This is a genomic window from Natrarchaeobaculum aegyptiacum, assembly GCF_002156705.1.
Taxonomy (GTDB): Archaea; Halobacteriota; Halobacteria; order Halobacteriales; family Natrialbaceae; genus Natrarchaeobaculum; species Natrarchaeobaculum aegyptiacum.
In genome coordinates this window covers 2,827,600-2,852,001 of record NZ_CP019893.1, presented here as the reverse complement: position 1 = coordinate 2,852,001, position 24,402 = coordinate 2,827,600, and the positions used below count along the sequence as shown (strand labels likewise).

Genomic DNA, 24,402 nt, shown 5'->3' with positions numbered 1-24,402 from the left:
GCGCGGAGGATGTCACAACAGAAAACGTGACACGTGAGCGGTTTCGGAGCCAGTCCCCAATTTGAGTCCACAATCGCTGTATACCCATCTGATCACTCTTACGATTCGAGGGGGTAATAAATTTATCAACCTTTTTCTGGCCTGTATCGACCCATACTAAGATTCAATTTAACCACAGTCAAACTGTTACTGTATCGTAGTTTTCACAGCGCCGTTCTCTTGGGTGAATATTGGTGATGTCCACATACCACTCGCTTCCAACCCACCCAATTACGACCGCCCTCGAGCTCCGGACGAAAAGCCAAAGGTGTATGTCTGCCTGCCCACCTTGCTTGTACCAAGGATGATTCACGTGAGCGTCATCGGCTGTGGAAACATGGGCGGTGCCCTGCTCGAGGGGCTCTCGAAGGCAGACGGGTACACGCTGACGGCGTGTGACCTCGATCCGGACGCCCGCGAGGCCGTCGCCGAGTTCGTCGACGAGACGACCGACGACACCGGCGTCGCCGCCGCGGCCGACGTCGTCGTACTGGCGGTCAAACCCGACATCGTCGACGTCGTGCTCGAGGAGATCGATCTCTCGCCGGAGCAAACCCTCGTCTCGATCGCGGCCGGGGTCCGGACGGACCGGCTCGAGCCGCAGACCGAGGCGAGCGTGGTCCGCGTCATGCCGAATCTGGCGGCCGCGACACAGAATATGGCCGCTGCGGTGACTGGCGAGGAGATCCCCGCCGTGGTCGAGGAGCTACTCGACGACGTCGGCGAGTTCGTCGCCGTCGACGAATCCCAGATGGACATCGCGACGGCAGTCAATGGCAGCGGCCCGGCGTTCGTCTTCTACTTGCTCGGGGCGATGCAAGACGCCGGCGTCGAGCGCGGCCTCGAGCCCGAGGAGGCCCGAACGCTGGCCGCCCAGACGTTCAAGGGTGCCGCCGAGACCGTCCTGCGATCGGAGCGGTCGATCGACGACCTGATCGACGCCGTCTGCTCGCCGAACGGGACGACCATCGAGGGGATGGAAGTCCTGTGGGACAGCACCGCCGACGAGGCCGTCACCGACGCCGTCCTCGCGGCCGAACGACGCTCGAGAGAACTCGCGGGGGACGATGAGTAACGATACCGACTGGCAGGAATCGGTGAAAAACGGCGTCGACCCCGAGGAGGTCGAACAGACCCGCGCGCTCGCCGCCGACGCCGACCGCGTCGTCGTCAAGGCCGGGACGAACTCGCTGACTGACGCCGAGTCGAACCTAGACGACGAGAAACTCGACAAGCTGGTCGACGACATCGCCGACCTCCACGCACAGGACAAGGACGTGATCCTCGTCTCCTCGGGTGCGGTGGGTGCTGGCATCGGTCGGGTCGGCTACGACAGCGATACCGTCGAGGAATCACAGGCGCTGTCGACGGTCGGCCAGAGCTACCTGATGCAGCGCTACACCGAGAGTTTCGACCGCTACGACCGCAAGATCGCCCAGCTCCTGCTCACCCAGCACGACCTCGAGAACCCCGAGCGCTTTACGAACGTCCGGAACACGATCGAGACGCTGCTCGAGTGGGGTATCGTCCCGATCGTCAACGAGAACGACGCGGTGGCGACCACGGAGATCCGGATCGGCGACAACGACATGCTCTCGGCGTCGGTCGCCATCGGCGTCGACGTCGACCTGCTCGTGACGCTGACCGACGTCGACGGGGTCTACACCGGCAACCCCGAACGCGACCCCGACGCCGAGTTGATCGAGGCCGTCGGGCGAAACTACGACGCCGTCGAGGAGATCATCGACGAGAGTTCGACGACGGTCTTCGGCGGCATCCAGACGAAAGTCAGCGGTGCACGCGAGGTCAGCGAACACGGCATCCCGGCGATCATCGCCCGCTCGACCGAACCCGACGTGCTCGAGAAAATCGCTGGTGCCAAGCCAGTGGGCACAGTATTCGTTCCTATCAACGGTGTCATCCATGACTGAAAACGCAGCAGCCAAAGTACAGGAGGCACAGGACGCAGCCCTCGAGCTCGCCCAGCTCTCTGACGAGCAGCGGCGAGCGGGCCTGCAGGCGATCGCCGACGCGATCGACGAGCGCCACGACGAGATCCTCACGGCCAACGAAAAGGACGTCGGGGCAGGCGAGAAACTGCTCGCAGAAGGCGAGTACAGTCAGGCGCTGGTCGACCGGCTGAAGCTCTCGCCGTCGAAACTCGAGGACATCAGCGAGATGGTCCGCAGCGTCGCCGAGCAGGACGACCCCCTCGGGAAGACCCTCGAGTCGCGACGCCTCGACGAGGACCTCGAACTGTACAGGGTCGCCGTGCCGATCGGCGTCGTCGGGACGGTCTTCGAATCCCGCCCCGACGCGCTGGTCCAGATCGCCGCGCTCAGCCTGAAGTCCGGTAACGCCGTCATCCTGAAGGGTGGCAGCGAGGCCAGCCACTCGAACCGCGTGCTCTACGAGATCATCGAGGAGGCCACCGCCGACCTGCCCGACGGCTGGGCCCAGCTGATCGAAGCCCGCGAGGACGTTCAGGCGTTGCTCGAGATGGACGAACAGATCGACCTGTTGATGCCCCGCGGAAGCTCGGAGTTCGTCCAGTACATCCAGGACAACACCTCGATTCCCGTGCTCGGGCACACCGAAGGGATCTGTCACGTCTACGTCGACGACGCCGCCGACCTCGAGATGGCCACCGAGATCGCCTTCGACGCGAAGGTGCAGTACCCCGCAGTCTGTAACGCCGTCGAGACGCTGCTCGTCCACGAAGACGTCGCCGCCGACTTCCTCCCCGAGATGGTCGCTCAGTACGAGGAGGCAGGCGTCGACCTCCGCGGCGACGACCGCGTCCGCGATGTCGTCGACGTCGGCGCTGCGACCGACGAAGACTGGGCGACCGAGTACGGCGACCTCGAGCTCTCGATCAAAGTCGTCGACTCGCTCGAGGCCGCACTCGAGCACATCACCACCTACGGCTCGAAACACACCGAGTCGATCGTCACCGAGGACGACGGACGCGCCGGCCGGTTCATGCGCAGCCTCGATTCCGCGAGCGTCTTCCACAACGCCTCGACGCGCTTCGCGGACGGCTTCCGCTACGGCCTCGGCGCCGAGGTGGGCATCTCCACCGGCAAGATCCACGCCCGCGGCCCCGTCGGCCTCGAGGGGCTGACCACCTACAAGTACCACCTCGAGGGCGACGGCCACCGCGTCGCCACCTACGCCGGTGAGAACGCCAAACCGTACCTCCACGAGGAGTTCGACGGCGAGTGGACCCCCGGCGGCTCGAGCGAGTGACGGCAGGGGAGCGGTCTCGAGTTTCTATTGGTCAGCTATCGTAGCGACTGCAAGTCAGTGCACACCTGATCACCAGACGGATCGGCGATCAGTGTGAATCGTTGCAATTGTTACTATAGTTGGAGTGAACGGCTCGGTTATCGAGCGACGAGGATGATACCGACGCCCGCGAGCAGGAGCCCTGCGACTCTCGTTACGGTAATTTCGTCTCCAAGCACAGCCATTCCGATGAACGCTGCGACGACGAAATACATGGCACCGAGCGTCGAGACGACCGTCGTCGAGCCACGTGAGAGGCCGATGTACATCGAGACGAAGCCAATACCGGCGAACATTCCAGCCACGCCAGCGAGCGCCCCGCCTCGTGGCGTGATGGCCAGTGAGGCACCTGACACGAAAACGTACCCGACTGCGAGGATGGCTGCGACGAGATACGATATCGCAGCAGCCGTCGCCGGGTCGATGGACTCTGACGCAGCGTTCCCCACGACGATCCAGATACCCCACGAAACCATCGTCAGTAATCCGAATGCCACAGCCGCATTTACCTCTGGGACTTCCATCGGTTGTCGCTTCGTCCCTGTGTCGGGAAAAGACGCTGCTTGTAGCGATCCTGATCTAGGGGGAGGGACAAACTGCCAGTGACCGACTTGCGCTATCTACTCAGCACGCTTCGCTCGACCTATCCAGTAGCTGGCAGAATGGTCGTGCAACATCCAGAGGATATGTAGCAAAAGACCTTCGTTTCTTCCGACTGATCTATGCTGAATCAGCCACGTGTACCTGCAAACTGAACGACTAATAGCAAACGCGTTCAGTTAACAGTAGTAGACCCAGAAGATGTGCCCGCCCAGGCATTCGATTTTCGTGTAGTCGCCGAACGCACGTCTGTACGGGCTGGTTATTAGTTCCACGTCCGCTTCGGTGACTGAAACGTTACTGAATTCTCCACACTTCGGACACGTGACTTTCCGTATTTCTGATGTTTGCATCTTTTCACCGTCCCAACGAGAACCGCTACTATGCGGAAAGTTAGATGGCTATCTTCTGCAATTTCTGCAGTCTCTGACGACCGTGCAGGCGATGATCAGGTGTATGCTGTTGCAGTGCAATCGACGACTGCTGAACTGGCAGTGAATAGCTATCTGTACTCGTTTCTCGTAGTTCGGTTCGCGGAAAGCGATACAAACAAGAGTGCTCCTATGACTTCCGACAATGAACCAATCGACGATGTGTTACGCAGAACAGTGCTGAAAGCCAGCGCTGTCGCAGCGGGCGCGCTCGGTATGGGTACCGCTACGACCGCCGCTGTAGACGAAGAAGACGCCGCTGACAGTAACGATGTCGAAGAAAGCGACAACGTCGATGAACCCGAGGGATTCGAGACCGAACTGCTTGCAGCACACGCACCCTTCCCGGACGACGTGACCGCGACGCTCGAGGCCAGCTATCACGAAGTTGATGAACCCATCGTGGTTGAGTTGGACGATGCCTCCACCACCATGTTCCTCGAAGCTCGCTGGGAGCCGGGAGGCACAGGGGGGTGGCACACCCACCCGGGGCCACTTATTCTCAACATTGTTGAGGGAGAACTCGAAGTGATTTTCGAGCGAGATTGCGTGTCTCGTACATACACAGCGGGTGAGTCACTCCTTGACGACGGAGATGTCGTCAATTCGTTCAATCCCAGCGAGACGGAGGAGGCGAGAGCGTACGTGTTTGCCCTCGGAATTCCTGATGGCGAACCGCCGATGGAGAACGTCGCGCCGGTAGAGTGTTGACGAATGGGATGATCATACGTTCCTTGCATCGAGCGATCACGGTCATCGCAAATCAAGTCAGATCTCGTACGACATTCGCGCTCTCAATTCAGCAGAACTGCTGAAATGCATCATCAATCAAGGGTTTCAACAGAGCCGTTCTCTCAGTTCCGTTCGAAGAGATCACTCAAGCTCGTCCACTGAGCCGCCCGGCGAGCACCCGGACTGACTGGGTGACCTCGGCGGGATGCGGGAGCCCGAGCCGATACTGAATCCGATCCTGCCGCTTGAACGGTTCGAACGGGGCCGGTTCCTCGAGGGCCCAGATCTGCGCCCTCGCTGTGGTTCCCACGTCGGTTCCGGCCCCGCGTCCGAACCCCCGGCGCTCGAGGATGGCGTTCGCCGCCCGACGACCGGCTTCGTTGGCCGACTCCATCGACGCGAGATCGGTGTCCGTCCGCACGTAGTCGGCCGCGAGCGTGAGGTTCGGGATAGCGATGTCCGCCGGCGGTCGGTTCCGGAGCGAGCCGACGGTGTTGATCAGCAGCGGCGACTGGTTTGCGACGCCCGCGTCGGTTTCGACGATCGCCGGGTCGAGGAACCAGTCGACGAGCAGGTCGTCCGACAGCGTCGGCGAGGTCGCGTTCAGGTGCGCTTTCAGCTGGGCCCAGATGTCGGTCGCGATCTCCTCTCGAGTGCACTCTCTGGCCGGTTTTCCGTGCAGGGTTCCCGGCGTCTCCCAGTCGGAGGCGATCACCGAGAGGACGCCCTCGACCGCGTCGGGGCCACGACGACGCACGTCGTACTCGTCGTCGCGCCAGAACTGGCGCTGAGAGATCGAGGTCAACGCCCACGGCGAGTCGGCGTACACCTGGTGGCCCCGCGTCAGTTCGACGTCTTCGGCGAGATAGAACTGGATCCCGTTCATCCAGGCCGTCTCGAGGCGCTCGATCCGGTCCAGTTCCGGAGCCACGCGGGCCAGGTCGGGCGTGACGAACGCGGGGGCGACCTCGACGGGCACCGCGAGGACGAACTCGCTCGCGACGACAGTCTCGCCGTCGACCAGTTCGACTGCGGTGATCCGGCGGCCGTCGAACTCGAGCCGACGCGCGGGCGCGTTCGCCCGGCAGTCGACACCCAGCCCCTCGAGGTACTCTACCCAGGGGTCGATCCAGGCGACGCTGGTCGGTGCGTTCAGGATTCGCTCGGTCGGCCGGGTTGGATCGAGTTGCCCGAAGAGCAACTGGAGGTAGATCGTGCCGATCGTCCGGGCGCTGCCAGCCTGCGGGCGAAGTGCGACCAGCGCCTGCGTGGCGTAGGCGAGCCGATCGCGAAACTCCGGCGAGCGGTTCTCGGCGTCGATGAACGTCCACCAGGAGACGTCGTCGAGTTCCTCCTCGCGGCGGGTCTCGCAGGCGGTCAGCAGGTACAGTAATCGTTCCAGCAGGAATCGGACGTCCGCCGGGGGAAGGTCCTCGGCGAACGCCGGGCGCAGCGCCTCGAGCCAGTCCTGGAGTGTCTCGGGCGTCCGGGTTTCGGCGATCTGTGCTGGTCCGTCGACGTTCGCGATCAACGTGGCCTCGGTCTCGACGAGGTTGTCGGCGACGGTACCCCCGCCGTCGGGGATTCGCGCCATCGTATCGGTCACGTGTCGGTAGAAGGCGGGGAAAAAGCGAAAGCCGTGTTCGCCGTGGAGCGGTGGTCGATCCGCCGGTAACTCGGACGAAGGTTCCGACGGTGCTTCGATCGTCGCCGGCACCGACCCGGCCTTGCCGCCGAACCGATCGGTCGCCTCGAGGACGGTCACGTCGAAGCCGCGTTCGGCGAGTTCGTGTGCAGTGGTGAGACCCCCGATTCCGCCGCCGACGACGGCGACGTCGGTTTCGATCATTGCCAGTTACAGGCCCGCGGGCGACATAATGGGCGCGCCTAACAGCTTTCCCGTCCTCCCGTTGGCTGGAGGGCTGGCACGTTCTACTGGTCCCGGAGACTGACTGCGTCCACGCAGGAACGACGTTCTCACGGCCCACGCCGAACCCGAAAGAATCACCCACCCGCCGGAAGAACCTCCCCGCTATGAACTGGACCGTCATGCCGGCGTTCGACGACTACGAGCAGGCCCGCGAGGCGTTCGCGTGGGACCTCCCCGAGTCGTTCAACCCGGCAGTCGACTTCCTGCGGAAACACGAGGACACGAGCCGGACCGCGCTCCGGTACGAGGGCCCCGACGGCCTCGAGACTTACTCCTTCGACGACCTCGACGATCGATCAGACCGACTCGCGGCGGCGCTTGCCGAGCTCGGCGTCGAACCGGGCGACCGCGTCGGCGTCGTCGTTCCACAGAAACCCCAGAACCCGATCACTCACCTCGCGAACTGGAAGGTCGGGGCCGTCTCCGTGCCGCTGACACGGCTGTTCGGCCGGGACGCTATCCAGTACCGACTCGCAGATAGCGAGGCGACAGCGGTCGTCGTCGACCCGAGCGTACGCGAGACAGTCGATGCTGTCCGTTCGGAGTGTCCGGCGCTCGAGCACGTGATCGAACTCGGGAATAGCGAGTCGGTCGCGGGGGCGGGCGATGAACAGGACGGTGCGACCACCCACGCCTTCGCTGACCTCGTCTCGCGTCACGAGCCCGGATTCGACGTCCACGACGCGACCCCCGAAACACCATCGGCGATCATGTACACGAGTGGGTCGACGGGGCCGCCGAAGGGCGTCCTGCACAGCCACGCACTCTGGCTCGGGCGGGCCGCCGCGGCGTTCAACTACTTCGATCAGGGCCTCGCGGAGGGCGAGGCGACCCTGTGGACGCCCGCCGACTGGGCCTGGGGGGCTGCCCTCGGTGGCACGCTCTTTGCCGCCTGGCACCACGGCTGCACCGTCGTCGGCTGGCCTCGAGAGGGGTTCGATCCCGACGACGTCTACGAGTTGATGGAACGTCATGGCGTGACGAAGGCGTTCATGCCGCCGACTGCACTCCGGATGCTGATGGGCGTCGACGACCCCGAAGCCGAGTACGACCTCGCACTCGAGACGTTCGCCTCGGCCGGTGAACCGCTTACCTCGGAGGTCGTCGAGTGGGTCGCAGAGACCTTCGCTGAGGTGGCGATCAACGACTTCTACGGTCAGACGGAACTCAACCTCGTCGTCGGCAACTCCGACACCTGGTTCGAGACGCGCCCGGGGAGTATGGGCCGGCCGCTCCCGGGCTACGACGTTCGGGTGCTCGACCCCGAGACGCTCGAGGACGTCGAGACCGGCGAGGTCGGCGAACTCGCCGTCAGGCCGGGTGACCGCCGGGTGTTCTTCGACGAGTACTGGGGACTGCCCGAGAAGACGGCCGCAAAGCAGACCGACGAGAGGTGGTTTCGCACGGGCGACCTCGTCGAGCGCGACGCCGACGGCTACCTGTGGTTCGTCTCGCGGGCCGACGACGTGATTCTCACGAGTGGCTACCGCGTCGGACCGATGGAAGTCGAGGAAGCCATTCTCCAGCACCCGGCGGCCGAACAGGCCGGCGTCGTCGGCGTCCCCGACGAGACTCGCGGCGAGGCGATCAAGGCGTTCGTCCAGCCTGCAGGTGACGACTACGAGCCCGATACCCTCCGCGAGGAGATACGCGACCTCGTGCGCGACCGTCTCGCCGAGTACGAGTATCCTCAGTACGTCGAGTTCGTCGACGAACTGCCGACGACGACGACCGGAAAGATCAGACGGAAAACGCTTCGCGAGCGTGACGACACCCACTGATACGGTTTACTGTCCGTCAGTTCCGGCGCAACCGCGACCCGGACGGCGGTCGCGCCGGGACATCGGTACAGGAATCCGCATGAGCAGTCGATTCGACCCCGGGTCGGCGATCAGGAAGAGCACTGCGAACAGCCCAGTCGCCACCTGACGACGAGACCGACCGTGAGGAGCGTCAGGCCGATTACGAGTGCCTGGCTGAGCCCGAGGAGGAGTCCGCCAGCCGCAGCGCTGCCAGTCAGCGCTGCCGCGCCGGGACCGACACAGCACAGACTCGCAAGCCCAGCGAGTCCGAGCAGCGAGCCGCGAGAGACCGACTCGTCGTCCATCGGTCAGGGATACGGGGGGCGGAGCCATAGTCGTTGTGTCCCCGGCGCCACGGGAATTGAGAGTCGACTTTATTAGTCAGTCGTTCGAACGTGGTGGTATGTACCGCGTTCTCGCACCGGTCGACACCAACGAAGATCGTGCGCTGGCACAGGCCGACTACATCACCTCGCTCCCGAACGCGAGCGAAGACGTCGAAGCGTACCTGCTGTTCGTCTTCACCGAGGACAGCGAGGACCTCCCCAAAGAGTTCGAGCAGTTCAAGTCCGCCTCGCGGATCTCGTCGGTTCGACGGGCGAGCGAACGCCTGGAGGAGGCCGGCGTCGACGTCCACGTACTGGAAGACAGCGGCGACACCGAATCGGACATCATCGACGAAGCCGAGGAGTACGACGTCGACTCGATCGTCCTCGGCGGCCGGAAGCGCTCGCCGGTCGGCAAGGCCGTCTTCGGCAGCGTCACTCAGTCGGTCATCCTCAGTTCCGACCGCCCGGTGGTCGTGACCGGAAGCAAGTCAGACTGACGACTCACCTTCGTTCGGCCGTTCGTTCCGTAGCGACCGCTCGAGGTCGCACCTGAAGCATCCACGTGTACACTCGAAGCGTTACGGGGCAGGCGTCCCGACACTGGATCGACTACCGACGATGGCTCGTGATCCAGTCGCCGACCGCCGCTGGGGATGGCAGTGCCCGCGCTGTGACGCTGACGTTCCCGTCACACGCGATCCCGACTCGGAGACGTTCCGCTGGGAGTGTCCCCGAGAGGCCTGTCTCGCAGTTGGATTCGGCTTTTCCTCGAGACGACGCGCTCGGCTCGCCCTCCACCGGTATCGCGAGCGCTACCAGAACGTGTACCGGTGAGGAACGCTTGCGGGCCGGAGAATCCGGGACGTGAGCGATCAGTCAGCAGGTGCAGGTTCGGCGGGAGCTTCCTCGAGCGGTTCGCTCTCGACGTCGGTTTCTTCGATAACGTAGCGCTGGCCGAGCATCGGATCGAGCAGGCTGTCGACCTCACCACGGTCGTCGGTCAGCACCGGGGCGTCGGCCGCGTCGCCACCCGGACCGTGGTCGGGATTGGCCATTCGATTCTCGAGTGCGTCATCGAGTTCGACGCCGAGGTCCCGGTCGACGTTGCGCTGGGCGAGATCCTCGTCGGAGAGGTCCGTGGGCTGGTTGGTGGCGACCAGCTGGATGTTCTGTACGGCGCTCGAGTCCGAGGTGCGGAAACTGTAGGTGTCGTCGAAGACCTCCTCGACTGTTCGGTGCTGGGCCTCGTAGAACTCGGCGGCGGGGCCGCTCGGGGCGGCGATGACGTTCGCGTGCAAGACGCCGTCGGCGGCGAGTCGCTCGGACGTGAGTTCCACGAACTCGACGGTCGTCAGGTGGAAAGGAACCTGATCGAGCTTGTAGGCGTCGAGGACGATCACGTCGTAGGTCTGGTCGGTGCGCTGGAGGTACTGGCGGGCGTCTTCCTCGTAGACTGTGATGTCGTCGCGATCGGTCTCGAGGCCGAAGTAGTCCTCGGCGGCGGCGGTCACCTCGGGATCGATCTCGACGATGTCGACGTCGGCATCGTAGCGGTCGGCGAAGTCCTGCGGGCCGGTGTAGCCACCGCCGCCGACGAAGAGGACGCGGTCGACGTCCTCGTGATCGTCGGCGACGAGCATCGGCAGGTGGAAGTATCTCGTGTAGGTGAAGACGTGTCTGTCGGGGTCCTCGAGGTCCATCGCGCTGTGTCGCGCGCCATCCAGGTACATCGTCCGCTCGCTGTCGTGATCGATGATCTCGAGTTGCTGGTAGGGCGTCTGGGTCTCGTAGACGACCTCGCCGCGGTAGTCGAGGTCGACCGGGGCCGCCCCCGCCGCACCGACCAGCAAGAGGACGACGAGGACGCTCGCGATAGTCGACGACCGGGGGATCGAGGGGGCCTCGAGGGCGATCGCCGTGACGACGAGGGCGACTCCGAAGAGCAGGCCGATCGAGTCGACGGTCAACGACGGGATGAGGACGAAGGTGGTCGCCGCCGAGCCGACGATGCTGCCGATCGTCCCGAGGGCGTAGACGTGGCCGGAGGCCTCGCCGGTCCCCTGCTTCTGGGAGAGTTCGGCGGCGTACGGGCTGATGAACCCGAGGAGGTAGGTTGGCGGGCCGAACAGCAAGATGACTGCCGGAAGGGAGGCGTATCTGGGCGGGAGCGCGAGCGTCGACGTGTAGGTGAGCAACAGGTCACTCGCGTAGATCACCATCGCCACGTAGACCGCGGTAGCGAGCATGATCCAGCTCATCTCGCGAGTGGTCGCGTTCGCCGCGCGTCTCCCGCCCTGCCAGTAGCCGAGGCTGAGTGCGAGGAGGAAGACCGTCAGGATTCCCCCGACGGTGTAGATGTGGTTCCCGAACTGCGGGGCGACGACCCGAACGGCGAGAATCTCGAGACCCATGCTCGTGATCCCCGCGACGAACACCGCGAGTTCGGGACGGGTGGGTCGAACGCCGGCCAGCGACCGCGTCTGCATTGGCCGACCAAAACAGGTCGCCACTCGAGTACTTGTCGCCTCGCGGTCGTCTCCGATCGATCGAGAGACGGCGTCGGGGTCGACCGCAGGCCTGCTCAGGGTTTCGAGGCGACGAAGGTAAACACGAACAGCCCGACCGCGACGAGCGCGACGTTCGTAACGGAGAATTCGACGAATCCGACGAGTTCGCCACCCCAGACCAGCAGCCAGGCGAACAGCACCGACAACACGGCGTTGATCAGCACCACCACGCGCGGGTCTCCCTCGGAGGACTCCATCCCCTCCCTGAACCCTTCCTTGCGATCCCCATCCGGATCAGTCATGCTCGAATACGTGGGTGTCGGTCACTTAGCCGTTTCTGTGGATACGTCGACGCGGTCGGTCGTGACAGCTGCCACGAACCGATCACCGTCGTGCCAGCGGCTTTTTGTCGGTCCAGCCGAAGGAACTCCCATGCGAGAGGTGACGCGTTCCCGGGCGATTCAGGCCTCGGCAGCTGACGTCCGGGCGTGGCTCGAGCCCGCGACCATCGTCGAGGCCGAGGGGAGCTTTACCGTCGTCAGTATCGACGACCAGGAGGACGCGACCGTCGTCGTCGCCTCCGGCCCCGGCCTCGAGTTACCACTCCGGTTCGAAGACCACGACGGGACGATCTACTACACCCAGGAGGGTGACCACGGCCCGTTCTCGCACATGGAGACGTGGATCGACGTCGAGCAGGGCCGGGCCGGCACCGTCGTCACGATGCGCTCTACCGTCTCGCTCGCGGCCCCGTTACCGTTCGGCGACCGGATCGCCGCCTGGAAACGCCGGGGCGAACTCGAGCGGGCGCTCGACGAACTCGAAACCGAGTTCGAGTGACGCTGGTTCTCCGTCGACGTGCCAAGCTTCAGAGCAGGTAGACAGCTTCGATCGGACCGACAGGGCCGTTCTCAGGGCTCGCGGAGGACGACTTCCTCACCCTGCTCGGTCGGGAACGGATTCTCGAGGGCGGTGGCGTCGTCCCACTCCTCGTCGGTGACCAGACAGGACTCGAGGTCGGCGGCGAGGCAGTCGTCGTCGACGTCGGTGCCGATGAAGACCAGTTCCGTCTGCCGATCGCCGTGGTCGTCGTGCCACTCGAGATTCGGTCGGTTCGACCGGTAGAGGTCCTGGTCCACTTCCGGGAGGCTGGCGATCCACGGGCCCCTGACGGTCGCGCGGATCGAGGGGCCGGCCTGCGAGAGGTCGACTCTGGCGTCGCTGCCGGCGATCCAGGCAGTACCTTTCGAGCGGACGATTCCCTCGGGGAGCGCGCGAAGGAACTCGGCGAACCGTTCGGGGTGGAACGGGCGACGTTCCCGGAGAACGATCGAGTCGACGCCGTAGACCTCGTCGGGGTGGCGGTGGTCGTGGTCGTGATCGTGGTCGTGATCGTGGTCGTGGTCGTGATCGTGGTCGTGATCGTGGTCGTGATCACTGTGCTCGTGGCCGTGATCACTGTGCTCGTGGCCGTGACCTTCGTCCTCAACACCGTCGTCACGTTCGTCGTCGGCGAGTGCCTGTTGCCACCCCGCCAGCTCGCCGATCCGATCCGGATCGAATCGGTCGATTCCCAGCAGCCGATCGGGATCGACGGTGCTGAACTCCGTCCGGATCGTCTCGGCATCCGGCTGGAGCCCCCGCACGAGCGCTTCGGCTTCCTCGAGTTCGTCGTCGGTACAGAGGTCCGTCTTGTTCAGGAGGACGACGTTCGCCACCTCGAGTTGCTCGATCAGAAGGTCCGTGAGGGGCCTCGTTTCGTCGTCGGCCGCACCGTCGGCACCCACACCGCGGCGCGCTGGGACCTCCTCGCCGGCGAACGCGTCGAGGAAGAACCGGGTATCGAGGACGGTCACGAGGGCGTCGATCTCGTACCGTGCGGCCACGCGCGAGGCGGTCGTGAACAGCCTGGCGACCGGTCCCGGCTCGGAGATGCCCGAGGACTCGACGATCAGGTGGTCGAACTCCCGGTTCCGGGCGAGGCGAACCACCGCCGTCTCGAGGTCGTCTTGCAGTTCACAGCAGATGCAACCGTTCGAGAGTTCTGCGACGCCACCCTCGACGTCGAGATCGGATCCCTCGGCGACGAGTTCGGCGTCGACGTTCACCGTCCCCATGTCGTTGACGAGCACCGCCAGATCCCGCTCGCCCGCGTTCCGCAAGAGGTGGTTGAGCAGCGTCGTCTTCCCCGCGCCGAGGCTCCCAGAGAGGACGGTCACGGGAATCGAATCGTGCATGCGCGAACGAAGGAACCGGACCGGGAAAAGGTTCGCCGCCGATAGTGTCGTCACGGCTGACTGTAATAACAACCTACTTGTTGGAAGAGTATCAATACCCGGGTGCTATGGACGGTCCCCACAAACCGCACTCCACCCCAGCGACGGATACGACCCGCAGAACGGTTCTCGGCGGCATCGCCGCGACGACTGCCCTCAGTCTCGGCGCTACCGCGAGCGCAGTCGCAGAAGACGGTGACGATCCGGCGACCCTCGAGGCCCCAACACCCGAAACGATCGTCGACTGGCTCCCGGCGACTGTCGATGGCGACGGTCTGGTCGTCGCCGTCGAAGACCACGAGGCCCTCCAGACTGCAGACCACCCACACGAACGGTGGGTGAACGTCGCGCCGTTCGACGCCGAACCTGAGGACGTCTCCGTCGTCGCGACGGTCACGCGTATCGTCGAAGACGAAGACGACGACCACCCCGCCCACGAGCGACCGCTCCGGATCGTCGTCGGCGACCTGCCGATCGACGACGGCGAGACCGTCGAGCACGAGGACGGTCTCACCTACGAGCGATACGAGGTCGAAAACGAGCATGGCGACGAGACGGTCGTCGCTGCGGACGTCGGCGACGCCGTCGCAATCGCCGACGACGAATCCACGCTCGAGGCGGTCCTCGAGGCAGCCGCCGGCGACGGAAATCGACTGCTCGAGGGCAACGACGAGGTCGCCACCCTGTACCAGAGGTACGACGACGCCGACAGCCTCAGGGTCCACCTCGCTGGTGAGGGCACGCTTCCGCTGATGTGGCCCGACGAAGAGGAACCCGAACTCGAGTCTCTCGTCACGACCGAAACGGTTCTCGACCCCGATACGATCGAGGTGACCTACGCCGTCACATTCGCCGACGAAGCCGCCGTCACCGACGAACTCGTCGAGCAGATCGAAGGCGACTTCGCCTACATGCCAACCCGTGAGGAGCCGTCTGCCGACGTCGATGGCCGCACCGTCACGATGACGGTCGAACGCGACCTCGAGGCCGAACGCGCAGCCACAGAGCACGACAGTCCAGGTTCGCTCCGGGTGGCCGACCGGGAGATCGACCCCGACGCCGACGTCGTCGAACTCGAGGTCGGTCGTGGCGACCCGACCCCCGCCGAGGACCTCGAACTCGAGGTCAACGACGAGGAGTACGACCGGGACGTCTGGGCCGACGGCCAGGGGACGATCGAGGAAGGTGACACGATCGTCCTCCGGATGGACGACGTCGAACCGAACACATCCCTCATGCTCCGCCACGACCACGAAATGGGTTCGAGCGGGAGCGGCACGTCGATCCTCCATCGGTTCCAGTTCGCGTTCGACTACGACCACGACGAGGGCACGTTGTCCGTCGAGTACGACGACGAGTTCCCACTCGACGGGGATCGAGTCTCACTGGCGGTCTACGACGAGAGCCCGTTCGGGGAGTTCGACGAGGACACCGGCGAGCGTCTCACACCCGACCCGGTCGCCGTCGAGGAACCCTGGACCGGCGAAATGCTCGAGCCCGGCGTCGAGGCGACCCTCGAGGACGTCGCACCCGGTGACGAGGTCCTCGTCGGCTGGGACGGCTCGAGCCACGACGACTCGATCGGCCGCCACGCGATCGATCCACCAGGGACCGTCGAGTTCGACTACGACTACGCCGCCGATTCGCTCTCTATAACCCTCGAGGTCGAGGGATCACAGCCCGCCGACGTCTACGAACTGCTGGTCGAGGACGCGCCGGCCGAGGTGCAGTTTGCAGACGAGGAAGCAACGATCGACGGGCAGGTGACGGTCACCCTCGAGGCCGTCGACGTCGGCTCGAGCGTTGCGGTCGTCTGGGGTGACGACGAGGTACGGGTTGGCTGGACACGGGCGTCGCCGGGGGTCGACCTCGAGTACGACGACGGCACCGTCGAACACGTCGGTGGTGACGAGATTCCGTCCTCGGCTGTCGAGGTCCAGGTCTGGAGCGACGGCCACGAGGAGTTCCCCCTCGACGACCGCGTCGATGGAGCCTTCGAGGAAGGCGACAGCTTCGAAGTCGACCTCGGAGAAGCCGGACACGTGGCACTCGAGTACGAGGACGTCGGGAACGTCGGTGCCGCGTTCCCGGATCGGTAGGCGAGCGCGGTCTGTCGTCGGTCGACCGACGGTCCCGATACATTTTTGCTCGCCGGACCGACGACCCTAGACGAATGAGCCTCGCCGACCGAATCGCTACCTACCAGGCCGCACTCGAGGAGTGGCTGGCTGGCCTCTATCACGGGATGATTTCGCACCCGGCCTACGAGAAGATCGAAGCCGAAGCCGAGGATCTGGAAGACGAGTTCATGCTCGCCTGTTTCCCGGACGCCTTCGGCGTCCCCTCGCCGGTCTCGTACTACACGGCCGAACTGTTGCCCTACCTCGAAGACGAGTTCGAAGCCTGGGAGCGCCGACTCTGGGACCGGTCCACGCTGGTCGAACGAAAGGGCCACCAGTATCACTTCTGATGGCGATGGATAGCGATCGATTCGTCTTCTTCGGCGGCAAAGGCGGAGTCGGCAAGACGACGGTCTCCTCGGCGTACGCCTATCGCTGTGCCGATGCGGGACTCGAGACGCTGCTCGTCTCGACGGATCCGGCGCACTCGGTCGGCGACCTCTTCGATCAGTCGTTCGGGGACGACCCGCGACCGGTCGACGCCGTCGAGACCCTCTCGGCGATGGAGATCGATCCCGACGAGGAGGTCACTCGACACCTCCAGGACGTAAAGCGCAAGCTCTCCGACCAGGTTTCAGCGGCGATGGTCAACGCGGTCGACCGCCAGATCGAGATGGCCCACGGGACTCCCGGTGCTTACGAGGCCGCGCTCTTCGACCGGTTCGTCGACGTCATGCGCTCGAGTGAGGGGTACGATCGCGTCGTCTTCGACACCTCGCCGACGGGTGGGACACTCAGGCTCCTCTCGTTGCCCGAGTTCCTCGAGGGGTGGATCGACCGGCTCATGATGAAACGCCGCAAGAGCATCGACCTCTACGAAAAAGCCGCGATCGGCGGACGAGAACCGCGGCGCGTGCTCGAAGGCGACCCCGTGATCGCGCACCTGCAAGAACGCAAGGAGTTCTTCGAAGACGCGGGTCGCCGGCTCCGGGATGAGGCGGCGTTTTACCTCGTGTTCAACCCCGACTCGCTGTCGATTCGTGAGACCGGGCGCGCGATCGACCGTCTCGAAGAACAGGGCCTCGGTGTCCGAGGGCTGGTCGCAAACCGGCTCACGCCCGAACCAGATTCCGACGACGCAGGCCGGGGTGGCGAGTACCTTCGGTCACGCGTGGAAACCGAGCAGGAGCGGCTCGAGACCGCGAGAACGGAACTCGCGCCGCCAGTCGTCGCGACGATCGAAACGCAGGTCGAAGAGATTCGGACGGATCGACTGGCATCGGTAGCAGGCCAGCTCGAAATCGAGCCGTACTCATCGACATAAGCTTTCTAGTAGACAGCCGCAAACGCGTTCGTGCAGACGTATAACTGAGGCTACGGTTCGCGTCCCACATGATTTATAGTACATTGCTCCAATCATCGCTTGGGTACTTATGACAGGGGTAATCTGGATCGTTGCGACGGTGCTGGTGCTGTTCAGCGTCGGCTACGTCGCGTACGGGCGGTACCTCTCACGGTTCGTCGAACTCGACGACTCGCGAGAGACACCGGCTCACAAGTATCAGGACGGTCAAGAATACGTACCGGCAAAGAAACCGGTGTTGCTCGGGCACCACTTCTCGAGCATCGCAGGCGGTGCGCCGATTGCCGGCCCGATCACGGCGGCGCTCATCTGGGGATGGCTCCCGGCTGTGCTGTGGGTCGCCATCGGCAACCCGCTGATGGGTGCCGTTCACGACTTCATGTCGCTGTCCTCGAGCGTGCGTCACGAGGGCAAGTCGATCGGGTACATCATCGGCGAGTACATCGGCGAGCGGGGGAAGAACATGTTCCTCTGGTTCGCGTTCCTCGTCATCATCCTCGTGGTGGCGGTGTTCTCGCTGCTGGTCGCCATTATCCTCGACGCCTATCCACAGGCGGCGACCGCGAGCATCATCTACATCGCGCTCGCGTTCGTCTTCGGCGTCTGGCTGTACCAGCTGAACCTGCCGTTTATCGCCGGAACGGGGGTCTTCGTCGCTGGTGTCTTCGCCAGCGTCTGGGTCGGTCTTCAGTTCCCGATCGCACTGTTCGAACCGAGTGGCTTCGCCGACGAAGCGATTATCTTGCTCGGCGGCGACGGTGCGTGGGTGCCTGGTTCCGGGCTGTTCGGGGCGAACACCGCGATGTGGATCATCGTCGCGCTAGTGTACGCGTTCCTGGCCGCAATCTTGCCGGTCTGGGTGTTGCTCCAGCCGCGTGACTACCTCTCGTCGTTCCTCCTCTACACGGGGGTCGGCGGGACGCTGCTCGCGGTCATCGTCGGAACGTTCCTCGGGACGGCCCAGGCCCCCGACGGGACGACCGGTGCCGAGGCGCTGACGATTCAATTGCCCGCCTACACCGGGTTCTTCGGCGGCGACCTCGTGGACGTCGCGATGCCGCTGTTCCCGCTGCTTTTCATCACCATCGCCTGCGGGACGATCAGTGGCTTCCACTCGCTGGTCTCCTCGGGGACGACGGCGAAACAGCTGAACCGCGAAAGCGACGCCCGCATGATCGGCTACGGTGGGATGCTCGGTGAGGGACTGCTCGCCGCAACCGCACTCGCCGCTGTCTCCGTCATCGCCGTCACTGACGCCGGCGTCGGCGGCATCGGCGCTGCCCTTCCGAACTTCGCCGAGGGTGGCGGACTCATCCTCACGAGCTTCGGGATCCCGATGCTCACCGGTGAAGTGTTCATGGCGCTCGTGTTCGTCAGCTTCCTGCTGACGAGCCTCGACACCGGCCTCCGACTCGGCCGGTACATGATGGAAGAACTCGTCGGCACCCCGGAGACCGACGTCGAAAACGTCGCCGCGAACAAGTACGTCAACACCGGCGTCGCGACCGTCGCCGCCTTCCTGCTCGTCTCGAGCGGACAGTGGGAAGAGCTCTGGCCGCTGTTCGGCGGTGCCAACCAGTTGCTCGCCGCGCTCGCCCTGCTGACGGCGACCGTCTGGCTCGCCAACTGGAAAGACACCAAGCAGCTCCTGACAACTGGTGTGCCGGTCGTCATTATGGCCGTCATCACCGTCTGTGGGCTGCTCTGGCTGGCTTTCGTCGAGAACCTGCAGCGGCAGTTGCTCGACCCCGCCTGGCGGGCTGAATTCGGAGCGATAGGGGTCATCTCGAGCGGACTCCGGATGCTGCTGGCGTTCGTGCTGATCTTCCTCGCACTGTCGATCATCAAGATGGCCTACGACAACCTCTCGGAGGCTCGCGAGAGCCTCATCTCGCCCGAGGAACCGGCGGTAGGCTCCGACGACGACTGATCCCATCGCCGATCCGGTTTCGAAAACCGATTTTTTGCGTCAGCGTACCCAGAGAGGTATCACGATCCGTCAGTTCGGCCATTCGGCCCCGACCGTCGAGTGCGCCGACGAGCCGTCACCGCGCTCCGTTCGAGACGCAGTCGACCACGTCGAGTGCGCCAGCAGTCACCTATCGCGAGAAGAGTCCGGAGAGTCGCCCGAGAATACCGCCCCGTGGCTCTTCGAGGGGATCCCAGAGAGCGAATGCTCCGCCGATCTCAGTCCGGGCGCTCGAGACGACTGCCTCCTCGTCCGGAGCGACGACACAGCAGTGGATCTCGTAGTGGCCGTGGAAGCCGTACTTCAGCAGGGTTCGGTCGGTGAAGCCGTCGACGAACGTCCGCACCTCCTCGGGAAGTTCCGGGACGACGAGCACGAACGTAAACTCGGTCGCCCGGTGTTGGTCGCTGGCCTCGACGCGCTCGTCGGCGAGTTCGTGTCCGAGGTCGACGAGTCGCTCGACGTCGGCGACGGAGATGCCCGCACGACGGTCTGCGTACAGGAACTCACGCATGTGGTGGTTCGCGTAGGTCACCGACGGATGGAAGAGGTGTTTGCTGCTCTCGACGCGGAGTTCCCCGTAGAGGTCGAACTGCTCGCTCCCGACGCGGACGTCCTTCTCGAGGTCGTAGCTGTGCATGAGTCGGGCGCTCACCCGGTCGAGATACGGGTCCTCCCAGTCGGGGACCGCCTCGCGAACCTCCCGCGGGAGTTCGTGGCCCTCGAGGGCGTCGTCCTCACGTCGGGTCTCGGGACTGCCTGGCTCGTCGGCTCCCGACTGCAACGACCCCCCGTCTCGCTCGGCCCGTTCGTCCATGACGGGACGAACCCACGGACCGGATAAAAATTCGTCGGCAGGCCGGGCTGACAGATCATCCGGTCCACAACGAACCGATACTCGTGACCCAAGCGTTTAGCACCGTCCGCACCGTACGTCTGGTATGGAACGACAGCGAGAAGCCTGCGGCCGCTGCTCGATGTCGACGACGGTCGACGTCGCCAGCGCCGGCCGGGAAGACGAGGACCACGCCGAACGTGACCCCTTTGGCGAGGACCGCATCGAAGTCGACGAACGCGAACTGCGGGTTGTCTCCCCCGGCGCGTGGCTCTCGAGCGTCAACGATCGGATTGGCGCGTACGTCGACCGGCTGACGTGGAAGAATCGCTGACCAGCGAACTTCGTCACCTGTCTCTCGTCGGTATTCTGTCGTCGAATCCGGAGAGCACCCGGACAGTCACTCGAAGTGGCACGTGTTAACGTTTATCGACCACTCGAGCGAATGCGCAGGCAGGTATGTCTCAACAGATCGAAACCGAACTCGAGGTCGCTGCGTACACGCTCGGACTGGTCGGACCGGACCAGGAGTGGGCGGGAACGGTCGCAGACGGCGGGACCGTCCGGACGCATACGCCGCCTGCGTGCTGGGGGCCGATGATCACGCCGTCGTTTCGCGGTGGCCACGAGGTAACGAAGCCGATCGCCGTCGAAGGTGCCGAAGTCGGTGACGCGATCGCTATCAGGATCACGGACATCGAGGTAACGAGCGTCGCGACGGCCACGGGGTCGATGGAAGAACGCGAGGGGGCCTTCGGCGACGATCCGTTCGTCGACCATCGCTGTCCGGGCTGTGGGACCGAGTGGCCCGAGACGGTCGTCGAGGGGACTGGCGAGAAGGCGATCCGCTGTGTCGAGTGCGGCGAAAACGCGTCGTCGTTCGGCTTCGAGTACGGGATTACCACCGCGTTCGACGACGACTACGAGGTCGGGATCACGCTCGAGGAGGACGCCGCCGCGGACCTCGCCGAACGGGCAGACGAGGCGATGGCTCTCCCGGAGAACTCCCGACAGCACCCGATCCTCCTCTATGCTCCATCGGAGATGCCGGGAACGCTCGGGCACCTCCGGCCGTTCGTCGGCAACATCGGAACCACGCCGCCGGTCGAACTCCCCGACTCGCACAACGCCGGCGACTTCGGCCAGTTCCTCGTCGGTGCCGACCACGACTGGGGACTCGAGGACGAGTCCGAACTCGAGGCCCGGACCGACGGCCACATGGACATCAACGCCGTCCGCGAGGGAGCCATCCTCGTCTGTCCCGTGAAAGTCGACGGCGGCGGGATCTACGTCGGTGACCTGCACGCGAACCAGGGCGACGGCGAACTCGCATTGCATACGACCGACGTCAGCGGGATCACCGAATTCGACGTCGAGGTGATCGAGGGCCTCGAACTCGACGGACCGCTCCTCTTGCCGAACGAAGAAGACCTCCCACACATCGCCGAACCCTACAGCGAGGACGACCGCGAGCGCGGGCAGGCCCTCGGCGAGGAGTACGGCGTCGACGTCGAGACCGATATGGGGCCGATCCAGGTGATCGGCTCGGGTGCGACGGTCAACGACGCCACTCAGAACGCGTTCGACCGGGCCGGCGACCTGCTCGAGATGAGCGAAGGGGAGGTCCGCACCCGCTGTACGTTCACCGGCGGCGTCGAAATCGGTCGCCTCCCGGGTGTCGTCCAGCTTACGATGCTCGCCCCGATGGACCGACTCGAGGAGTGTGGAATCGACCATCTGGTTCGCGAGCAGTACGAACTCTGAACTACCCGCCCTGAACCGCCGGATGGACGGTGACCTCGGCGTCGGCCGGACACGGGTCGTCGAGGTCGACGCGCTCTCCAGCTATCGAGATTCGAACGCTCGAGGCGAGCGTGCCGTCGTGCCGGTACAGATACTGTTCGGCACGCGGGTAGGCCTCGACGAGCGCCTCGAGTGCCTCGTGGACCGTCCTGCCCTCGAACGCGACCCGAACCTGTTTGTCGCCGGTGGCGCTGCGCAGCGGGCCGTAGACGGTTACTTCCATCGGCGACTAGCGAACCTCGGGTGCGGTCTCGTCGGTCCGTCCCGGAAGTTCGAGTTCGATCTCGAGGGTCGGTTCGCCGACGCCCTCGAACTCGATCTCGAGTTCGACGGGATCGCCGAAGGCGAAGGGGAGTTCCCACTCGTCGGTTTCGATCGTCAGTTCGTCGCCGTCACGGAGCTGTTCGCCGAGTTCGATCAGGAACGAGCCGGCGTCGCTCGCGTCGAGGCGGAACTCCTGTTCGAAGTTGCGGCCGGTGGTGATCGTCGTCCGTTCGTGTGATTCTGCATCCGAGTCGTTCATGGGACTGTGCGTACGCCGTCGGTAGCTATGTCGGTTGGGGTCGGTTACCACACACTCTCGATACGGACCCGGTGACCGCATTTCTGGTCGACGGCGCAGTGACCTCCCGAGCCCGCCCGTTGCCCGAGGGGAACGGTCTTGCTGTTCTGATTCTCTGGCAGGGAGGCCGTGACGGGTTCCGAAAATGTGTTCTAATGCATAGGTTGAACGGTGACTCCTCACCAGTTTGATGACTATTTCGCAGTTCGACGAGTCAGTGAATTACGCTATTCTATCAAACACTTGGAAAATTTTGAGGACATCGATGGCCTCGTCGAGAACGACCCACTCGAAGTTGTGCTGAGGAGAGTGTCGTGCGTCTCGACTCGCGTTAGTACTCGTCACGATCGAAGTTCCCTTTTGGTTTGCCGTATCCTTCGATGTCGTACTGTTTGGGCGGCGTTTCACCCATATTCCGGTATATGTCTCTAATCTGGCAGATAAGATTGTTGATGAGGAAGCCCCGGAAATCCTCTGGGTAAACGAAATCCTCGGGCACTTCTACGAACGGAGGTACCATCGGAGTTACCTGTGTCGTATCCTCCGAACAACTTGCCGGTGTTCCAGTCGTGTACGTCTCCTCGATGTCCTCTTTCGAATAATAAATATACATATCCGGTAGGACATCAACGACCTCGTTTTTATCGTTGATACAGAAACCTTTCATCACCAGTGCGATCCGAGGTTCCCCCTCAAATTCAACTGCGCCTTCGGTTATTCCATATTCCTGTTTAGTTCGCTCTGGATTGATCAATGCATGATAATACTCCCGAAAGGCATCGTCGAACTGGTCGAGTGGCATCTTCTCCAAGGCATCAATCCCACGCCGCAACTGTCGTGGGTCCCAGTCAGAGAGTAGTATATCGTAACTTGTCTGTGTGTGCGCCTCGAATCTGGCGCGGGCTTCAACTTGGTTCATTATGCTCTGTTGTTCTTCAGTTTGGTTTTTCGGATCTAAAGGGTAGGATTCTTGGGCGTGAGTATGATTAGTCCCCTTTTCTTCAATATCAATTTCTACAAGATGCAAATTACCCCGTGGGTCAACTACTTTCACACCAATAATTCCATTTCTGATTCCAATGATTTCTGCTTTCATGGTTCTATAGTGCTTGATCATTATACGGGACGATTTTTTGTTTATTGATTCCAAGTCCCTTGACCTGATATTCTGATGGAGGCTGAAGCCCTTGCATGTAGTGGAGATCTCTTATACGACATTTGAGGTGATGAACCAATATATCTCTGAACCCTTTATCGCAGGCTATCGGCCTTTCGAACGGTGGAATCGTCAGGTAGGCATCGGGCTCCTCCTCGTAACGGAAATGAGTGTGCAGGAGGGTTTCGTCCTCAAAGTAGAAGGATAGCGGATCCGACCGATTAACGATCGCGTCACGCTTGTCGTTTAGTGAAAGAAAGAGTGCAGTGAAAGCGAGGTCATCCACAGGTGGGGATTGAATGGCATCGTAAAAGTCTCCGAACTGCTCCATGATTTGTTGAATATCAAATGATTCAAGGATCGCAATGGTATCTTCGATGACTTGCCAGTCGAAAACGGGCAGAAGGAGACCAGCATTAGTCTGTCGATGTGCTTCGTTTCTAGCACGGAACTGCACGCGTTTGAGAATCCGGGAGGGTTCTGGGTCAGTTTGACTCGATTCTGAAAACCGTTCGTGAACGTGACCGATGAGTTCACCGCCCCAGTCGAACAGCAAGTGACGGGTATAATCCCGGTGATCGATCACCTGGATAGCTACCCCTACGCTATCCAGTCCGATAACGTCTGCTTCCATTCGTATGTCACATCATCTTCTATTCC

General features: G+C 63.3%; 26 protein-coding genes. 14 read left to right on the top strand and 12 right to left on the bottom strand.

Going from position 1 to position 24,402, the window contains the following annotated elements:
* Positions 1-343 precede the first annotated feature (343 nt).
* From proC to B1756_RS13925, 3 genes are read left to right on the top strand one after another with little or no spacing between them, the layout of a single operon-like run.
* A complete protein-coding gene (gene proC, locus B1756_RS13935; protein WP_086889096.1) occupies positions 344-1,114 on the top strand; it encodes a pyrroline-5-carboxylate reductase in 771 nt (256 codons plus the stop codon).
* Positions 1,107-1,970, top strand: a complete 864-nt coding sequence (gene proB, locus B1756_RS13930) for a glutamate 5-kinase (RefSeq protein WP_086889095.1) — start codon at positions 1,107-1,109, stop codon at positions 1,968-1,970. Before proC ends, proB begins: the two co-directional genes overlap by 8 nt.
* Positions 1,963-3,288, top strand: coding sequence for a glutamate-5-semialdehyde dehydrogenase (locus tag B1756_RS13925; RefSeq protein ID WP_086889094.1), 1,326 nt, complete (start codon positions 1,963-1,965; stop codon positions 3,286-3,288). The genes proB and B1756_RS13925 overlap by 8 nt, the downstream gene beginning before the upstream one ends.
* Positions 3,289-3,425: 137 nt before the next feature.
* Here the strand turns inward: B1756_RS13925 and B1756_RS13920 are convergent, their stop codons facing one another.
* Both B1756_RS13920 and B1756_RS20320 read right to left on the bottom strand, forming a co-directional pair.
* A complete protein-coding gene (locus B1756_RS13920) occupies positions 3,426-3,851 on the bottom strand; it encodes an EamA family transporter (RefSeq protein WP_086889093.1) in 426 nt (141 codons plus the stop codon).
* A gap of 255 nt (positions 3,852-4,106) precedes the next feature.
* Positions 4,107-4,280 (bottom strand): hypothetical protein, encoded by a 174-nt coding sequence (locus B1756_RS20320; RefSeq protein ID WP_422656507.1) that lies wholly within the window; start codon positions 4,278-4,280, stop codon positions 4,107-4,109.
* Between the two features lie 30 nt (positions 4,281-4,310).
* On the opposite strand from B1756_RS20320, the gene B1756_RS13915 reads away from it, so the two are divergent.
* Positions 4,311-5,069 carry a cupin domain-containing protein gene (locus B1756_RS13915; protein ID WP_228434378.1) on the top strand — a complete coding sequence of 253 codons (759 nt, stop codon included), beginning with the start codon at positions 4,311-4,313 and terminating at the stop codon, positions 5,067-5,069.
* A gap of 166 nt (positions 5,070-5,235) precedes the next feature.
* Here B1756_RS13915 and B1756_RS13910 read toward each other — a convergent pair whose 3' ends face one another.
* Positions 5,236-6,939: a hydroxysqualene dehydroxylase gene (locus B1756_RS13910; protein ID WP_086889092.1), complete on the bottom strand. Its 1,704-nt coding sequence runs from the start codon at positions 6,937-6,939 to the stop codon at positions 5,236-5,238.
* A gap of 185 nt (positions 6,940-7,124) precedes the next feature.
* Between B1756_RS13910 and B1756_RS13905 the strand changes: the two genes are divergently transcribed.
* The gene (locus tag B1756_RS13905) at positions 7,125-8,801 is read left to right on the top strand and encodes an acetate--CoA ligase (protein ID WP_086889091.1); all 1,677 of its coding nucleotides are present in this window, start codon (positions 7,125-7,127) and stop codon (positions 8,799-8,801) included.
* A gap of 110 nt (positions 8,802-8,911) precedes the next feature.
* On the opposite strand, the gene B1756_RS13900 is transcribed toward B1756_RS13905, so the two are convergent.
* Complete coding sequence (locus B1756_RS13900) at positions 8,912-9,127, bottom strand: hypothetical protein (protein WP_086889090.1); 216 nt, start codon at positions 9,125-9,127, stop codon at positions 8,912-8,914.
* 98 nt (positions 9,128-9,225) lie between these two features.
* Between B1756_RS13900 and B1756_RS13895 the strand changes: the two genes are divergently transcribed.
* Positions 9,226-9,648, top strand: a complete 423-nt coding sequence (locus B1756_RS13895; protein WP_086889089.1) for a universal stress protein — start codon at positions 9,226-9,228, stop codon at positions 9,646-9,648.
* Between the two features lie 121 nt (positions 9,649-9,769).
* Positions 9,770-9,985, top strand: coding sequence for a hypothetical protein (locus tag B1756_RS13890; protein WP_086889088.1), 216 nt, complete (start codon positions 9,770-9,772; stop codon positions 9,983-9,985).
* A 38-nt stretch (positions 9,986-10,023) separates the two neighbouring features.
* On the opposite strand, the gene B1756_RS13885 is transcribed toward B1756_RS13890, so the two are convergent.
* On the bottom strand, positions 10,024-11,637 hold the full coding sequence (locus tag B1756_RS13885; protein WP_086889087.1) for a spermidine synthase: 1,614 nt from the start codon (positions 11,635-11,637) through the stop codon (positions 10,024-10,026).
* A 95-nt stretch (positions 11,638-11,732) separates the two neighbouring features.
* On the bottom strand, positions 11,733-11,960 hold the full coding sequence (locus B1756_RS13880; protein WP_086889086.1) for a DUF8107 family protein: 228 nt from the start codon (positions 11,958-11,960) through the stop codon (positions 11,733-11,735).
* A 130-nt stretch (positions 11,961-12,090) separates the two neighbouring features.
* On the opposite strand from B1756_RS13880, the gene B1756_RS13875 reads away from it, so the two are divergent.
* Positions 12,091-12,498 carry a polyketide cyclase gene (locus B1756_RS13875; protein ID WP_086889085.1) on the top strand — a complete coding sequence of 136 codons (408 nt, stop codon included), beginning with the start codon at positions 12,091-12,093 and terminating at the stop codon, positions 12,496-12,498.
* A gap of 71 nt (positions 12,499-12,569) precedes the next feature.
* Here B1756_RS13875 and B1756_RS13870 read toward each other — a convergent pair whose 3' ends face one another.
* Positions 12,570-13,895, bottom strand: coding sequence for a CobW family GTP-binding protein (locus tag B1756_RS13870; RefSeq protein ID WP_086889084.1), 1,326 nt, complete (start codon positions 13,893-13,895; stop codon positions 12,570-12,572).
* A gap of 107 nt (positions 13,896-14,002) precedes the next feature.
* Between B1756_RS13870 and B1756_RS13865 the strand changes: the two genes are divergently transcribed.
* The 4 genes from B1756_RS13865 (at position 14,003) to B1756_RS13850 (ending at position 19,347) form a co-directional block, all read left to right on the top strand.
* On the top strand, positions 14,003-16,033 hold the full coding sequence (locus B1756_RS13865) for a hypothetical protein (RefSeq protein ID WP_086889083.1): 2,031 nt from the start codon (positions 14,003-14,005) through the stop codon (positions 16,031-16,033).
* A 74-nt stretch (positions 16,034-16,107) separates the two neighbouring features.
* On the top strand, positions 16,108-16,404 hold the full coding sequence (locus B1756_RS13860) for a DUF7990 family protein (protein WP_086889082.1): 297 nt from the start codon (positions 16,108-16,110) through the stop codon (positions 16,402-16,404).
* Positions 16,405-16,409: 5 nt separating this feature from the next.
* A complete protein-coding gene (locus B1756_RS13855; protein WP_086890197.1) occupies positions 16,410-17,378 on the top strand; it encodes an ArsA family ATPase in 969 nt (322 codons plus the stop codon).
* Positions 17,379-17,487: 109 nt separating this feature from the next.
* The gene (locus B1756_RS13850; RefSeq protein ID WP_086889081.1) at positions 17,488-19,347 is read left to right on the top strand and encodes a carbon starvation CstA family protein; all 1,860 of its coding nucleotides are present in this window, start codon (positions 17,488-17,490) and stop codon (positions 19,345-19,347) included.
* 169 nt (positions 19,348-19,516) lie between these two features.
* Here B1756_RS13850 and B1756_RS13845 read toward each other — a convergent pair whose 3' ends face one another.
* A complete protein-coding gene (locus B1756_RS13845; RefSeq protein ID WP_228434377.1) occupies positions 19,517-20,203 on the bottom strand; it encodes a DUF8052 family protein in 687 nt (228 codons plus the stop codon).
* 124 nt (positions 20,204-20,327) lie between these two features.
* Between B1756_RS13845 and B1756_RS13840 the strand changes: the two genes are divergently transcribed.
* Both B1756_RS13840 and B1756_RS13835 read left to right on the top strand, forming a co-directional pair.
* Positions 20,328-20,555, top strand: coding sequence for a DUF8007 family protein (locus B1756_RS13840; RefSeq protein ID WP_086889080.1), 228 nt, complete (start codon positions 20,328-20,330; stop codon positions 20,553-20,555).
* 125 nt (positions 20,556-20,680) lie between these two features.
* Positions 20,681-21,985, top strand: coding sequence for an acetamidase/formamidase family protein (locus B1756_RS13835; RefSeq protein WP_086889079.1), 1,305 nt, complete (start codon positions 20,681-20,683; stop codon positions 21,983-21,985).
* Position 21,986: 1 nt separating this feature from the next.
* Here the strand turns inward: B1756_RS13835 and B1756_RS13830 are convergent, their stop codons facing one another.
* From B1756_RS13830 to B1756_RS13815, 4 genes are all read right to left on the bottom strand, one after another.
* Positions 21,987-22,247 carry a ubiquitin-like small modifier protein 1 gene (locus B1756_RS13830; protein ID WP_086889078.1) on the bottom strand — a complete coding sequence of 87 codons (261 nt, stop codon included), beginning with the start codon at positions 22,245-22,247 and terminating at the stop codon, positions 21,987-21,989.
* Between the two features lie 6 nt (positions 22,248-22,253).
* Positions 22,254-22,547: an amphi-Trp domain-containing protein gene (locus B1756_RS13825; protein ID WP_086889077.1), complete on the bottom strand. Its 294-nt coding sequence runs from the start codon at positions 22,545-22,547 to the stop codon at positions 22,254-22,256.
* A gap of 370 nt (positions 22,548-22,917) precedes the next feature.
* Positions 22,918-23,682 (bottom strand): DUF7958 family protein, encoded by a 765-nt coding sequence (locus tag B1756_RS13820; RefSeq protein WP_086889076.1) that lies wholly within the window; start codon positions 23,680-23,682, stop codon positions 22,918-22,920.
* A gap of 4 nt (positions 23,683-23,686) precedes the next feature.
* Positions 23,687-24,376 (bottom strand): DUF7958 family protein, encoded by a 690-nt coding sequence (locus B1756_RS13815; RefSeq protein WP_086889075.1) that lies wholly within the window; start codon positions 24,374-24,376, stop codon positions 23,687-23,689.
* Positions 24,377-24,402 lie beyond the last annotated feature (26 nt).